The sequence below is a fragment of the Bradyrhizobium sp. I71 genome (assembly GCF_022354745.1).
Taxonomy (GTDB): domain Bacteria; phylum Pseudomonadota; class Alphaproteobacteria; order Rhizobiales; family Xanthobacteraceae; genus Bradyrhizobium; species Bradyrhizobium liaoningense.
On sequence record NZ_CP059398.1, the window covers coordinates 1,374,098 to 1,386,531 of the forward strand.

Annotated in this window: 15 protein-coding genes; 11 read left to right on the top strand and 4 right to left on the bottom strand. The window is 64.7% G+C overall.

All coding sequences use genetic code 11. From position 1 onward, the window contains the following. Positions 1 to 115: 115 nt before the first annotated feature. Positions 116 to 736, top strand: coding sequence for a response regulator transcription factor (locus FJV43_RS06785; RefSeq protein WP_239625600.1), 621 nt, complete (start codon positions 116 to 118; stop codon positions 734 to 736). Positions 737 to 805: 69 nt separating this feature from the next. Next, positions 806 to 1,651, top strand: a complete 846-nt coding sequence (gene fghA, locus FJV43_RS06790) for an S-formylglutathione hydrolase (protein ID WP_239625602.1) — start codon at positions 806 to 808, stop codon at positions 1,649 to 1,651. 145 nt (positions 1,652 to 1,796) lie between these two features. Here the strand turns inward: fghA and FJV43_RS06795 are convergent, their stop codons facing one another. Continuing rightward, a complete protein-coding gene (locus tag FJV43_RS06795) occupies positions 1,797 to 2,369 on the bottom strand; it encodes a DUF3280 domain-containing protein (protein ID WP_239625604.1) in 573 nt (190 codons plus the stop codon). A 60-nt stretch (positions 2,370 to 2,429) separates the two neighbouring features. Between FJV43_RS06795 and FJV43_RS06800 the strand changes: the two genes are divergently transcribed. The 6 genes from FJV43_RS06800 (at position 2,430) to FJV43_RS06825 (ending at position 7,452) form a co-directional block, all read left to right on the top strand. Next, entirely contained in the window at positions 2,430 to 3,611 is a 1,182-nt protein-coding gene (locus FJV43_RS06800) for an ABC transporter substrate-binding protein (RefSeq protein WP_239625607.1), read from the top strand. Between the two features lie 218 nt (positions 3,612 to 3,829). Then, entirely contained in the window at positions 3,830 to 4,768 is a 939-nt protein-coding gene (locus tag FJV43_RS06805; RefSeq protein WP_239625609.1) for a YVTN family beta-propeller repeat protein, read from the top strand. Then, on the top strand, positions 4,765 to 5,574 hold the full coding sequence (locus FJV43_RS06810; protein ID WP_239625610.1) for an ABC transporter ATP-binding protein: 810 nt from the start codon (positions 4,765 to 4,767) through the stop codon (positions 5,572 to 5,574). The genes FJV43_RS06805 and FJV43_RS06810 overlap by 4 nt, the downstream gene beginning before the upstream one ends. After that, positions 5,571 to 6,419, top strand: a complete 849-nt coding sequence (locus tag FJV43_RS06815; RefSeq protein ID WP_239625612.1) for an ABC transporter permease — start codon at positions 5,571 to 5,573, stop codon at positions 6,417 to 6,419. Before FJV43_RS06810 ends, FJV43_RS06815 begins: the two co-directional genes overlap by 4 nt. Next, positions 6,416 to 7,024 carry a hypothetical protein gene (locus tag FJV43_RS06820; protein WP_239625614.1) on the top strand — a complete coding sequence of 203 codons (609 nt, stop codon included), beginning with the start codon at positions 6,416 to 6,418 and terminating at the stop codon, positions 7,022 to 7,024. The genes FJV43_RS06815 and FJV43_RS06820 overlap by 4 nt, the downstream gene beginning before the upstream one ends. 125 nt (positions 7,025 to 7,149) lie before the next feature. Continuing rightward, positions 7,150 to 7,452 carry a copper-binding protein gene (locus FJV43_RS06825; protein ID WP_061883464.1) on the top strand — a complete coding sequence of 101 codons (303 nt, stop codon included), beginning with the start codon at positions 7,150 to 7,152 and terminating at the stop codon, positions 7,450 to 7,452. A 56-nt stretch (positions 7,453 to 7,508) separates the two neighbouring features. Here FJV43_RS06825 and FJV43_RS06830 read toward each other — a convergent pair whose 3' ends face one another. After that, a complete protein-coding gene (locus FJV43_RS06830; RefSeq protein WP_239625616.1) occupies positions 7,509 to 8,069 on the bottom strand; it encodes a PQQ-dependent catabolism-associated CXXCW motif protein in 561 nt (186 codons plus the stop codon). Then, a complete protein-coding gene (locus FJV43_RS06835; protein WP_239625618.1) occupies positions 8,066 to 8,950 on the bottom strand; it encodes a substrate-binding domain-containing protein in 885 nt (294 codons plus the stop codon). The genes FJV43_RS06830 and FJV43_RS06835 overlap by 4 nt, the downstream gene beginning before the upstream one ends. A 124-nt stretch (positions 8,951 to 9,074) precedes the next feature. On the opposite strand from FJV43_RS06835, the gene FJV43_RS06840 reads away from it, so the two are divergent. Together FJV43_RS06840 and FJV43_RS06845 are read left to right on the top strand one after the other, a co-directional pair. Next, on the top strand, positions 9,075 to 9,998 hold the full coding sequence (locus tag FJV43_RS06840) for a quinoprotein relay system zinc metallohydrolase 2 (protein ID WP_239625620.1): 924 nt from the start codon (positions 9,075 to 9,077) through the stop codon (positions 9,996 to 9,998). A gap of 53 nt (positions 9,999 to 10,051) precedes the next feature. Further along, the gene (locus FJV43_RS06845; RefSeq protein ID WP_239625622.1) at positions 10,052 to 10,870 is read left to right on the top strand and encodes a quinoprotein dehydrogenase-associated SoxYZ-like carrier; all 819 of its coding nucleotides are present in this window, start codon (positions 10,052 to 10,054) and stop codon (positions 10,868 to 10,870) included. A gap of 117 nt (positions 10,871 to 10,987) precedes the next feature. Here the strand turns inward: FJV43_RS06845 and FJV43_RS06850 are convergent, their stop codons facing one another. Beyond that, complete coding sequence (locus FJV43_RS06850; protein WP_239625624.1) at positions 10,988 to 11,347, bottom strand: hypothetical protein; 360 nt, start codon at positions 11,345 to 11,347, stop codon at positions 10,988 to 10,990. 87 nt (positions 11,348 to 11,434) lie between these two features. Between FJV43_RS06850 and FJV43_RS06855 the strand changes: the two genes are divergently transcribed. Further along, positions 11,435 to 12,433: an ABC transporter substrate-binding protein gene (locus tag FJV43_RS06855; protein WP_239625626.1), complete on the top strand. Its 999-nt coding sequence runs from the start codon at positions 11,435 to 11,437 to the stop codon at positions 12,431 to 12,433. The last annotated feature ends 1 nt before the right edge of the window (position 12,434 follow it).

Sequence of the window (12,434 nt, forward strand, 5' to 3'; positions counted from 1 at the left end):
AATCCCAGCCGGGTTGCATGAGGCCACATGAGACGCGCAGCTCCTCATGCCGGCAGCGTGCGGCGCAAAACAGGCAAATTCCAACACGGGAAACGCGCTGTCGCGGGGAACGCCTATGCGCATTCTGATCGTCGACGATCATCCCATTGTCGCCTCCGGCTGCCGTGCCGTGCTGGCGGACGAGGGCGAGATCGAGATTTTGGAGGCCGCCGACGCCGAAGACGGCGAGTGCGTCTTCATCGTCGAGCGCCCCGAGCTCTGCATCATCGACATCAACCTGCCGACCGTCTCCGGATTCGAGCTCGCGCGCCGCATCCTCGAGCGCGCGCCCGACGCCCGCATCATCATGTTCAGCATGAATGACGATCCTGCGTTCGCCGCGCGGGCGATCGAGTGCGGCGCCAAAGGCTATGTCTCCAAGACCGGCGATCCCGACGATCTCGTCGAGGCGATCCGCGCCGTCGGCGGTGGCGGCACGTACCTTCCGACCGCGATCGCGCGCAGCATCGCCTTTGCAGGGCCGACGCTGGCGCAAAGCCCGCTGTCGAAGCTGAATGCGCGCGAGATGGAGATCCTGCGGCTGCTCAGCGCCGGCAAGAGCCTGTCCGAGATCGCCTGGCTGGTGCAATCGTCCTACAAGACGGTTGCCAATACCTCGTCCATCATGCGCCAGAAGCTCGGGGTGAAAACCTCCGTCGAGCTGGTGCGGCTGGCGATCGACAGTGGCGTCGCCTGACGACGCCACAAATTTCGGTCACACAAGCGTTGCAATGTTGATGTGGTGAGATGCCACGGAGTTTCAGGCATGACGATCCAGACCGTCTCGACGAATAAATCCTATGGCGGTGTGCAGGGCGTCTACCGCCATGCAAGCCAGGCGACCGGAACCGACATGGTGTTCTCGGTCTACGTTCCCCCGCACGCGAGCGACGCCAAACTACCCGTGGTCTGGTACCTCTCCGGGCTCACCTGCACGCATGCCAATGTCACGGAGAAGGGCGAATTCCGCAAAGCCTGCGCCGAGCTTGGCCTGATCTTCGTCGCGCCGGACACCTCACCGCGCGGGCCGGACGTGCCTGGCGATGCCAACAACGCCTATGATTTCGGCTTAGGGGCCGGTTTCTACGTCGACGCGACGCAAGAGCCGTTCGCGCGCAACTATCGGATGTGGAGCTATGTCACCGACGAGTTGCCCAAGCTGATCGCGGAACACTTTCCAGTCGACGTCAAGCGGCAATCGGTGATGGGTCACTCGATGGGCGGTCACGGTGCGCTGACGGTTGCGCTGCGCAACCCGCACCGGTTTCGCGCGGCAAGCGCTTTCGCGCCAATCGTGGCGCCTTCGCAGGTGCCCTGGGGCATCAAGGCCCTGACCGGCTATCTCGGGCCGAACAGGGATACCTGGCGCAACCATGATACGGTGGCACTGATCGAGGACGGTGCGAAATTCTCGGGCTTCCTGGTCGACTATGGCGATGCCGACAATTTCTTGAAGGAGCAGCTCAAGCCGGAACTGCTGCAGGAGGCCTGCACCAAGACCAATATCCCGCTGACGCTGCGCCGGCAGGTGGGCTACGACCACAGCTATTACTTCATCTCGACGTTCATGAGCGATCATCTGCACTGGCATGCGGCGAGATTGACGGCGTGATCTCTGCGCGCCACACGCGCACGCTGCTTCCTTCCCTTCTTGTGGGAGAAGGTGGCGCGCGCATGGAGGCCCCTCGCTCGCCTCGCCGCTGCGCGGCGAGCCACCTCCCGCAAGCGAAGTGGGTGCAGCGGCGCTCGCCGAGCCTCTACTCCGGCCTCCCGTAATTCGGCGCCAGCAGGCGGTTGCGGACCAGATAGCTCAACGTGCGTGACCAGGATTCGTCGGTGTTGCCGCGCATGTCGGCGCTGGCGACGGTGATCATGTCGCCGGTCTTCACGTCGCGCAAATAGATGTTGAGATTGATGATCAGGTTCGAGACCTTCTGCACCAGGCCAGTGATCTCCAGGTCGGCGCCGAGCTGTCCGGCAAGCTTGAGGTCGCAGCCGCCGCAGGCCTGCAGATTCGCGTGACGGGCGGCATCCCGAACCGGCGCGATGTCGAGCATCTGGAACTTGCCTGAATCCGCCAGTTCCTTGCGGAGCTGCTCGCTGATGCGCTCGAGCCGCGCCTGCTCGGGCTTCGAGCCGTAGAACTCGCCGGGCAGGCTGGTGTCGATCAGCTCGAAATCGAACACCGCGAGTTTCGGCGGATCTGCGAGCGCGACCGAGCCCGTCAACAGCAAAGCCGAGAAACAGATCAGTGCTCGCATAATCGTGATTCCCGGTCTCGCGCGCGCGAGGACGAAATGCGGGGTTGCAAGGCGGGCCAAATCGGTCATGCTTGAAGCAGAAACAATTCTCCACCGGCGGTCAAGCCGGGGAGAACACCTGGAGGAAACATGATCCGATGGTTGGCCGGCCTGATCGGCTGGAGTCTTGCCGCAACGAGCGCGCTCGCGGCCGACCCCGTCACGATCGGCGTCGGCTATCTCGGCATCGCCGGCACCAGATCGACGCTGTCCCTGGTCGAGCAGCCCGCCGAGAATGACGGCGTTGCCGGCGCCCGCCTCGCCATCGAAGACAACAACACCACCGGGAAATTCCTCAACCAGCGCTTTACGCTGGAGGAGCGCCGCATCAAGGAAGGCGAGGACGTTGTGCAGGCGGCGTCCGCGCTCGCCGAAAAGAACGGCTTCATCGTCACCGACCTGCCGGCCGATGCGCTGCTAAAGGTCTCGGACGCCTTACGCGACCGCGGCACGCTGCTGTTCAACGTCGGCGCCATCGACGAACGGCTGCGCGAGGCCGATTGCCGCGCCAACGTCATCCATACCGCCCCGACCCGGGCAATGCTCGCCGACGCGCTCGGGCAATACCTGGTGTGGAAGCAGTGGAAGCGCTGGCTGCTCGTGGTCGGCTCCCATGACGAGGACAAGCTGTTCGCCGATGCGCTCCGGCGCACCGCCACGCGGTTCGGCGCCAAGATCGTGCAGGAGCGCACCTTCGAAGACAAAGGCGGCGCACGCCGTACCGATAGCGGCGTGACACTGATCCAGCGCCAGATGCCTGTCTTCACTCAGCAGGCGCCGGCCTATGACGTGCTGGTCGCCGCCGACGAGAGCGAGGTGTTCGGCGCCTATTTGCCCTATCGCACCTGGGATGCGCGGCCCGTCGCGGGCTCGGCCGGACTGGTGCCGCGCAGCTGGGACGCCGCGCAGGACCAGTGGGGCGCGATCCAGATGCAGAACCGCTTCTTCAAGCTGAATTCGCGGCGCATGACCGCGCTCGACATGCAGGCCTGGACCGCGGTGCGCATGATCGGCGAAGCCACCTCGCGCACCAATTCCGGCGACGTCAAGAAGGTGACCGATTTCATCAAGGGCCCGGACTTCTCCGTCGCCGCGTTCAAGGGCACGCGGCTTACCTTGCGCGACTGGAACTTGCAGCTGCGCCAGCCGATCCTGCTGGTCGACGGCCGCATGGTGGTGTCGGTGTCGCCGCAGGAGGGATTCCTGCACCAGGTCTCCGAGCTCGACACGCTCGGCTACGATCGTCCGGAGAGCAAATGCAAGCTGAAGTGAGCGAAGTGATGCGACGGAGCCTCCGCAGAGATGGTGCGCTCCCTCTCCCGCGTGCGGGAGAGGGTTGGGGAGAGGATCTCTCCGCTCGCGAGAACCCCCAAGAGGAGAGAGCCCTCTCCCGTATCGCATCTGTCGATGCGATACGACCTCCCCCGCAAGCGGGGGAGGTGAGGACCGCCCGCGGACGGAGATCGCACCTGCTAAGAGCAGCGTTGCTGATGGTTCTGGCGACCGCCGCAGCGCCCGCACACGCCTTCATCGCCTATGTCTCGAACGAGAAGAGCAACACGGTCTCAGTGATCGACACCGACACCTGGACCGTGACCAAGACCATCAAGGTCGGCCAACGCCCGCGCGGCATCGATTTCACGCGCGACGGCAAGTTCGTGCTGGTCGCGGTCGGCGACGACGACACCATCCAGGTGATCGACGCCAAGACGCAAAGCGTGGTGGACAGCTTGCCCTCCGGGCCCGATCCCGAGCTGTTCGCGCAGGATGCCGCCGGCAAGATCCTCTATGTCGCCAACGAGAACGACAACACGGTAACCGTGATCGATCTCGAGAAGCGCGCACGCCTCGGCGATATCCAGGTCGGCGTCGAGCCCGAGGGCATGACCATCAGCCCCGACGGCAAGACGCTGATCAACACGTCCGAGACGACCAACATGGCGCACTTCATCGACACCGCCTCGCGCCAGATCGTCGCCAACGTGCTGGTCGACGCCCGCCCGCGCTTCGCCGAGTTCAAGCATGACAGTTCGGAAGTGTGGGTATCTTCGGAGATCGGCGGGACCGTGTCGATCATCGATCCCAGGAAGCACGAGGTGATCGGCAAGGTCACCTTCGAGATCCCGGGCCTGCGGAAAGAAGCGATCCAGCCCGTCGGCATCGGCATGACCAAGGACGACAGGACCGCCTTCATCGCGCTCGGCCCCGCCAATCGCATCGCCGTGGTCGATGTCGCCTCGCGCAAGGTGACGAAATACCTGCTGGTCGGGCAGCGCGTCTGGCACGTGGCGTTCACGCCGGACGAAAAGTACCTGCTCACCACCAATGGCGTGTCGAACGACGTCTCGGTCATCGACGTGGCCGCACAGAAAGTGATCAAGACCATTCAGGTGGGCGAACTGCCCTGGGGCGTCACGATCGCGCCATGACCAGCCCTGCCCCGATCGCCGAACCACACGACGCCGCACCAGGGCCCGATCCCGCCGCCGTGCCGGCGCTGGCGATCGACGGCGTCGGCCACGCCTATGGGCCGCGCCGCGCGCTGATGGACGTCTCCTTCAATGTCCAGCCCGCGAGCTTCACTGCGCTGCTTGGGCTGAACGGCGCGGGCAAGAGCACGCTGTTCTCGCTCGTCACGCGCCTGTTCGGCATCCAGTCCGGCCGTGTCGCCATCTTCGGTCATGACATCAGCAAGAGCCCCGGCGAGGCGCTCCGGCTGCTCGGCGTCGTGTTCCAGCCGCGTACGCTCGATCTCGATTTGTCGCTGACGCAGAACCTGCTCTATCACGCCGCGCTGCACGGTATCAGCCGCCGCGAGGCCGCCGCGCGCAGCGCCGAACTGCTCGGCCGCATCGGGCTCGAAGAGCGCGCCGGCAGCAAGGTCCGCGATCTCTCAGGCGGCCAGATGCGGCGGCTGGAGATTGCGCGGGCGCTGCTGCACCGGCCGCGGCTGCTGTTGCTGGACGAGCCTACGGTCGGCCTGGACGTCAAGGCGCGCGCCGACATCATCAACCATGTCCGCCAGCTCGTGACCGATCAGGGCATCGGGGTGCTCTGGGCCACGCACCTGTTCGACGAGATCAATCCCGGCGACGATCTCGTGGTGCTGCACCAGGGCAAGGTGCTGGCGAAGGGGCCGATGAGCCGCGTCATCGCGGAGGCCGGCGCGCAGGACGTCAACACCGCCTTCATGCGCCTGACCGGCGCGCAGGTGATGCCGGGAGGCGGCGCATGAGCAGCATCACCACGCGCGACACCCCGCGCGGCTTCTCCGTCCAGGAGTACCTGACCTGCCTCACCGGCATCGTCTGGCGCGAGGGGCTGCGCTTCCTGCATCAGCGCGAGCGGTTCGTCTCGGCGCTGGTGCGCCCACTGGTGTGGCTGTTCATCTTTGCCGCCGGCTTCCGCCAGGTGCTCGGCATCTCCATCATCCCGCCCTACGAGACCTACATCCTCTACGAGGTCTATATCGCGCCTGGGCTGATGGCGATGATCCAGCTCTTCAACGGCATGCAATCCTCGCTCTCGATGGTCTATGACCGCGAGATGGGCAACATGCGCACGCTCCTGGTGAGCCCGCTGCCGCGCGGATTCCTGTTGTTCTGCAAGCTGCTCGCGGGCACCGCGGTGTCGCTGCTCCAGGTCTACGCATTTCTGCTGATCGCCTGGCTCTGGGACATCACCCCGCCGCCTTGGGGTTACCTCACCGTGCTGCCGGCGCTGATCCTGTCCGGGCTGATGCTGGGCTCGCTCGGCATGCTGATCTCCTCGGGCATCAAGCAGCTGGAGAACTTCGCCGGGGTGATGAACTTCGTGATCTTCCCGATGTTCTTCGCCTCCTCCGCGCTCTACCCGCTCTGGCGGGTGCAGGAGGGCAGCCCTTATCTGTACTATCTCTGCGAGGCCAATCCGTTCACCCATGCGGTCGAGTTGATCCGCTTCGCGCTATACGGGCAGATCAACTGGATCTCGCTGGCGGTGGTGGCAAGCTGCACAATCGTCTTCATGGTCGGAGCGATTTTGGCCTATGATCCCTCGCGCGGGCTGGCGCGACGCGGGCCTGCGGGAGGCGAAGGATGAAGGTTTGGCTCCTGGCTGCCCTGGTAGTCGCGCTGTCCGGCACGACCGCGCGCGCGGCCGATCCGCGCTATCCGGACTGGCCCTGTACCCAGGCCAAGGTGCCGGAGATCTCCCTGGCCGCCGTGTGGGCCGGTCCGCCGCTCGACGATGTCCAGAACAAATGGAAGGACGACGCCAAGGTCAGCGCGCTGGTCGCAAAATTGGCGGCGCGCAAGACGCCGCTGGACGAGGCCGAGAAATCGGTGAAGGAGTTTCTGGCCGCCTCCGGTTCCGACAAGGCGGCGAATGCGAAGCTGCTATTTGCCGGCCTGTTCGACACGCTCAATGCTCAGCGCTCGCAGGTCATGAACGGGCTCGAACGCGTCAGCCGGAAGCAGCGCGAGGCGGCCGACAAGATTCGCGAGGAAACGCTCCAACTCCACACCCTGCAAGGCGCGACACCCCGCGACGAGACCAAGGTCGAGGCGCTCAGCAACGAGCTGATCTGGAAGACCCGTATCTTCGAGGACCGCACCAAGGTGGTGCGCTTCGTTTGCGAGGTTCCAACCACGATCGACCAGCGCCTGTTCGCGCTCGGCCGCGTGATCCAGCAGGAAATGGAATAGCGGCAGCCTCGCTGACGGCTTTCGCGAAAGTTCCGCAATCGTTAACCTTTTGCCGAGCTATCTGCCGGAACCAAATCGATCCAGGATGCCTTGTCGAAGTGAACCCCATACGTCGGGAGGCCTCGATGGGAACAACAAGATTCATCTTCGCGGGCGCTGCGGCCCTTAGCTTGCTCGCATCCAGCGCATTTGCCGAAGACATGACCGGAACGATCACGCGGATCGACCGTCTCAACGGCACGATTTCGATCCAGCAGACGCAGAAAGGGACGGTCGGCGCCAGCGCTGGCAGCGCCGGCGCACTCCAGGAGTACAAAACCAAGGATGCCGCGATGCTGGATGCCGTTCATGCCGGCGACAGGGTGAACTATACGGCCACCGAGACGAACGGCACGGGAACGCTGACGAAGCTGCAGAAGCAGAAGTAGCAGCACTGCGCTTACCCTCTCTCTGCTTGCGGAGAGAGGAAGCGCATCTTCGCTGATCAATATTGCTCGGGCCGCGGCTCCGGCTGCGCGTCATCGGTCGGAAGCTTCGCGCGCTCCCAGCCGTCGGTGCCGTCGGGGTACCAGGCGACGTTGGAATAGCCGTAGGCCAGCGCACGCTTGGCGGCGTTCCAGGACATCCAGCAATCGGCGAGGCAATAGATCACGAGCAATGCGGCCTTGTTGCCGCGCGAGGCGCGCGCGAGGCCGCGCTGGAGATAATCATCCATGGCGGGCGGCAGCGTGCCGTAGCCGGTGTCAGGCAGCCAGATGCTGCCCGGAATGTTCCGGCGCGGCGCATCGCGCCACACCGTGCCCTCGGGAAGGTTCTTCGGTTTCGGCGGGCGCGGCATCACGTCGACGAACGCGCCGCTGTTCGCGCGCCATATCGCCTCCGCCTCCTCGGTCGTCAGCACGCGCGCGCCGGCAAGCGTCGCCGGCACCGGCGCGCGATAATTGTCGGTGCGATAGCCTTCGGGCTCGAACGGCTCCTGCTGCTGCGCCGACGCCGGTGCCATGAGCAGAGCAACGACGACCACAGCGGCAAGCGGTCGTCTCATGGCGTTTTCTTGGCCGCCTCCGCGCCGAGCGGCCGGTCGCTCTCGTCCAGCAGCGGTACGCCGAAATCGAGCAGGATCTTGTTGATCTCGCCCTGGTTGTCCTGGATCAGCTTGTTGAGCTGCCGCTTCCAGTTCTGGTCGGCAGGGCGCACGCCCATGCCGATGCGATAGACCAGCTTCGGCCCGCTGGTCTCCTTCACCAGCGGCGTGACATGGAGCGAAGAGCCGGCCTTCTTCGCATGGTAGCCGGCCATCGGCCCCCACAACACGCCGGCGTCGATCTTTCCGGCGGCGAGGTCATTGATCATCGCCTGTGCCGAATTGTCGAAGCGCGTGTCGATCATCAGTGGATAGGGCTTTGCATCGCCCATCAGGCCGGCCAGCGCCATGTTGGTCGCCGGCGGTGTGCCGGCGACGATGCCGACATGCTTGCCCTTCAACTTGGGGTCCTCGAGCGTGTCGACGTCCTCAAGCCCGCTGCCGGCCTTCGAGACAAGCGCATAGCTCGTGCGGTAGTAGGGATTGGTGCCCTGCACGAGGTCGTCGCCTTGCGGGAAGCCCATGATAACGTCGCAGCGATGCGCACCCAGCGTCATCCGCACGAAACCGGTGGCCTGCGGAAAGAAGACGTAGTCGAGCTTCTTCTGGAGCTTGTCCGCAAGAAATTCGGCGAGCTTGTTCTCAAACCCCTCGCCCTTCTCGTTGGAGAACGGCAGATTGCGCGGATCGGCGCAGACGCGCAACACCTTGGGATCGACCAACTCGAATGAGAGATCGCCGGTCTCGCTGGTCTGCGCGACGGCGACATCGCCGAACGCACAGGATGCGACCACGACCCACAGTGAAAACAACCAGCGACGATGTCGTCCGGCCTCCGTCATCGCGCTTCCTCCTCGTTTTGATTGGATGTTATCCATGCAACGCATGATGCGCCACGTGTGCCAACTTTGTGCTGGCTTTGCTTTGTTGCAGTGCAATGAGAACCCTTTGAACTGAGGCAGAAAAGTGTCTCGCGTCGCTCTGATGATCGCAGCCTTGTCCCTGTTCCGGGCCACGCTAGCATGCGCCTGGGCCGCCGAATTGCCTGTGAGCGAAGTCGCACCGGGAATCTTCGTACACTCCGGGACCGTCGCCCTGATGACCCGCGAGAACGAAGGCGACATCGCCAATGTCGGCTTCATCGTCGGCGATGAGGCCGTGGCCGTGATCGACACCGGCGGCAGCCTTCGCGAAGGCGAGGCGCTGCTGGCCGCCGTGCGGGCCCGCACGCCCAAGCCGATCCGCTATGTCATCAACACCCACGGCCATCCCGACCATGTCTTCGGCAATGCCGCCTTCGTTGCGGAGGGGGCGAGCTTCGTCGGGCACAGCAAGCTGCCGCAGGCATTTGCGACGCGGGGGCCGTTCTATCTCGACAATTTCCGTCGCATCATGGGCAGCGAACTGATCGATCCCGTCAAGATCATTGCCCCGACCCTGCTCGTGACCGACACGATGACCCTCGATCTCGGTTCGCGCCGCCTGAGCTTGCGCGCCTGGCCGGCCGGACACAGCGACAGCGACTTGATCGTGTACGACGAGACGACCAGGACCCTGTTTGCTGGCGACCTGGTCTTTCTCCGCCACATTCCGGTCATGGACGGCAGCATCCGCGGCTGGCTCGAGACATTGAAGCGGCTTGAGGCCATCCCGGCGCTCCGCGTCGTTCCCGGTCACGGCCCCGTGAGCGACTGGCCCGCGGCGCTGATCGATGAACGGCGCTACCTGTCAACGCTGCTGTCCGACGTCCGCACGCTGAACAAGAACGGCGAGCCGATCCGAGCCGCCGCAGACAAGGCGGCCGCGTCGGAACGGCCGCATTGGCAGCTGTTCGACGACTACAACGCCCGCAACGCAACTGCAGCATTCTCTGAAATTGAATGGGAGTAGCGGGCGCGCTAGGCTGCACCTGACGACTGTTTCGGCCGCGCGGGATGACGACCATGACGGGATGCACACGCCGCCTGACCCTCACCGCCCTCCTGCTCGGCCTCGCTTTCGCGATGCCGGCACAGGCGGAAGAGGCCTATGATCCCTGGCCCGGCCTGGTGCAGGACATCTTCAGCAACCGTCCGATGAATGACGGCAGCGCCGTCATCGGCATCGAGATGCCGTATCGCGCCGAAGACGCGGCCATCGTGCCGGTGACCTTGCGCAGCAAGCTGTCGCCCGGCGATGCGCGGCGCATCCGTTCGATCACGCTGGTGATCGACCGCAATCCGGCGCCGATGGCGGCGAAGTTCGAACTCGGGCCCGACGCCAATGTCACGGAGATCTCGACACGCGTGCGCGTCAATAATTACACCGATGTCCACGCGGTCGCCGAGCTCAGCGACGGTCAGCTCTATGTGTCCAAGACCTACGTGAAAGCGTCCGGCGGCTGCTCGGCACCGGCGGGCAAGAACGTCGAGGAAGCCAGGAACCGGCTCGGCCAGATGCGCTATCGCCAGTTCGCGCGCGAGGATGCGCCGGCGAGCCGCGTGCGCGAGGCGCAGGTCATGATCGGCCATCCCAACAATTCCGGGCTCCAGATGGACCAGGTCACGCAGCTCTACATTCCCGCGTTCTTCATCAACCAGTTGAAGCTGACGCAGGACGACAGCCCCGTGCTGTCGATGGAAGGCGGCATCTCGATCTCGGAGGATCCCAATCTGCGCTTCACGTATGTCTCCAACGGCGCCAAGCGTTTCCGCGCGGAAGCAAAGGACACGGACGGGCACGTGTTCCGCAACGAGTGGGATGTGGAGAAGCCGGGGACGTGATAGCGAGCCGTCATTCCGGGGCGGTCCGCAGGACCGAACTCTGGTGCGCAATTGCGCACCAGAGAATCTCGAGATTCCGGGTTCGCGCTTCGCGCGCCCCGGAATGACGGCAGCAAACTAGAAACACCTCACCTCGGCTTCCGCCTGCGCGCGCCTCAAATCGTTCACCGCCGAGTTCGCCTGCTCCGAGGTCCGGAACTGGACGCCGAGATTGCCGCGCACTTGCGACATGCTGAGCGCGGTCTCGGCGGTAACATAGCGCTCGTAGGGCATGATCGAAGCCACCACGTCGATCGAGCAGGAACATTGCTCGATCGCAGCCCGCGTCTCGCCGGTGGCCTTCATGCAGCCATAGACATACTCCGCGCGCGCCGAGGTGGGATAGTCATTGACCTCCTCGGCCCGTGCCACGCACGCGCTCGCAGCCAGCATCACCAATGCGGCGACAATCGGTCGTAGCTGTCCCGCCAGATTCATGCGCATCCTCCCGCTGGTTGCGACCAAGGCTATGCTATGCGTATTGTCCTGAAAAGCACTCCGTCAGAGGAAACGGCTCACAAGGTGATGAGAGCACTCGGTGTGACAAGGGCATTTGGTCGAACATTGGCGCTCGCAACGACGCTGGCGCTGGCGCTCGCCGCGCCCGGCCGCGCCGCGGATGCGATCCGCCTTGCGGTGCAGAAGACCGGAACATTCTCCTGGGAGCTGGCCGCAATCCGTGCGAGCGGCCTCGACAAGGAGGCCGGCCTGTCGCTGGAGGTCACCGAGCTCGCGAGCACCGAGGCCGGCAAGATCGCGATGCGCGCCGGCAGCGCCGACATCATCCTGTCGGACTGGCTGTGGGTGTCGCGCGAGCGTGCGCTGGGCGCCAAGCTCACTTTCTATCCCTATTCGAGCGCGTTGGGCGCAGTGATGGTTCCGGCGGCTTCTCCAATCAAGACGCTCGCCGACCTCAAGGGCCGCAAGCTCGCCGTCGCCGGCGGGGCGATCGACAAGAGCTGGTTGCTGCTCCAGGCGCGCATGAAACAGGACGGCATCGACCTGAGGTCGGAGGCAACCATCGTCTATGGCGCCCCGCCCTTGATCGCCGCGAAGGCGCTCGACGGCGAGATGGATGCGAGCCTCAATTTCTGGAATTTCTGCGCCCAGCTCGAAGCCAAAGGTTTTCGTCGCCTCGCGGGTATCGAGGACATCCTGCCGAAGCTCGGCGCCAAGGGTGCTGTCTCCGCCGTCGGCTATGTCTTCGACGAGAGCTGGGCCGCGAGCCATCGCGACGCCGTGGCGCGCTTCATCGCGATGACCCGCAAGGCCAAAGAGCTGCTGGCGACCTCGGATGCGGCCTGGGACAAGGTCGCGCCGCTCACCGGCACCACCGATCCGGCCGTCCTCAAGACCTACCGCGACCGCTACCGCGACGGCATCCCGCGTCGGAGCATCGACGACGAGGAGAAGGACGCACGCGTGCTCTACCGCGTGCTGGCCGAGATCGGCGGCCGCGAACTCGTTGGCCCTGCAGCCGAGCTCGACCCCGGCACGTTCTATCACGCAGTCCCCGGAGACTGAG

Excerpts from the sequence above, each read along its gene's own strand:
- fghA (WP_239625602.1), top strand. The coding sequence starts at position 806 with ATGACGATCCAGACCGTCTCGACGAATAAATCCTATGGCGGTGTGCAG.
- FJV43_RS06850 (WP_239625624.1), bottom strand. The coding sequence starts at position 11,347 with ATGAATCTGGCGGGACAGCTACGACCGATTGTCGCCGCATTGGTGATG.
- FJV43_RS06805 (WP_239625609.1), top strand. The coding sequence starts at position 3,830 with ATGGTTCTGGCGACCGCCGCAGCGCCCGCACACGCCTTCATCGCCTAT.
- FJV43_RS06795 (WP_239625604.1), bottom strand. The coding sequence starts at position 2,369 with ATGACCGATTTGGCCCGCCTTGCAACCCCGCATTTCGTCCTCGCGCGC.
- FJV43_RS06810 (WP_239625610.1), top strand. The coding sequence starts at position 4,765 with ATGACCAGCCCTGCCCCGATCGCCGAACCACACGACGCCGCACCAGGG.
- FJV43_RS06830 (WP_239625616.1), bottom strand. The coding sequence starts at position 8,069 with ATGAGACGACCGCTTGCCGCTGTGGTCGTCGTTGCTCTGCTCATGGCA.
- FJV43_RS06825 (WP_061883464.1), top strand. The coding sequence starts at position 7,150 with ATGGGAACAACAAGATTCATCTTCGCGGGCGCTGCGGCCCTTAGCTTG.
- FJV43_RS06800 (WP_239625607.1), top strand. The coding sequence starts at position 2,430 with ATGATCCGATGGTTGGCCGGCCTGATCGGCTGGAGTCTTGCCGCAACG.
- FJV43_RS06820 (WP_239625614.1), top strand. The coding sequence starts at position 6,416 with ATGAAGGTTTGGCTCCTGGCTGCCCTGGTAGTCGCGCTGTCCGGCACG.
- FJV43_RS06845 (WP_239625622.1), top strand. The coding sequence starts at position 10,052 with ATGACGGGATGCACACGCCGCCTGACCCTCACCGCCCTCCTGCTCGGC.
- FJV43_RS06835 (WP_239625618.1), bottom strand. The coding sequence starts at position 8,950 with ATGACGGAGGCCGGACGACATCGTCGCTGGTTGTTTTCACTGTGGGTC.
- FJV43_RS06785 (WP_239625600.1), top strand. The coding sequence starts at position 116 with ATGCGCATTCTGATCGTCGACGATCATCCCATTGTCGCCTCCGGCTGC.
- FJV43_RS06815 (WP_239625612.1), top strand. The coding sequence starts at position 5,571 with ATGAGCAGCATCACCACGCGCGACACCCCGCGCGGCTTCTCCGTCCAG.
- FJV43_RS06855 (WP_239625626.1), top strand. The coding sequence starts at position 11,435 with ATGAGAGCACTCGGTGTGACAAGGGCATTTGGTCGAACATTGGCGCTC.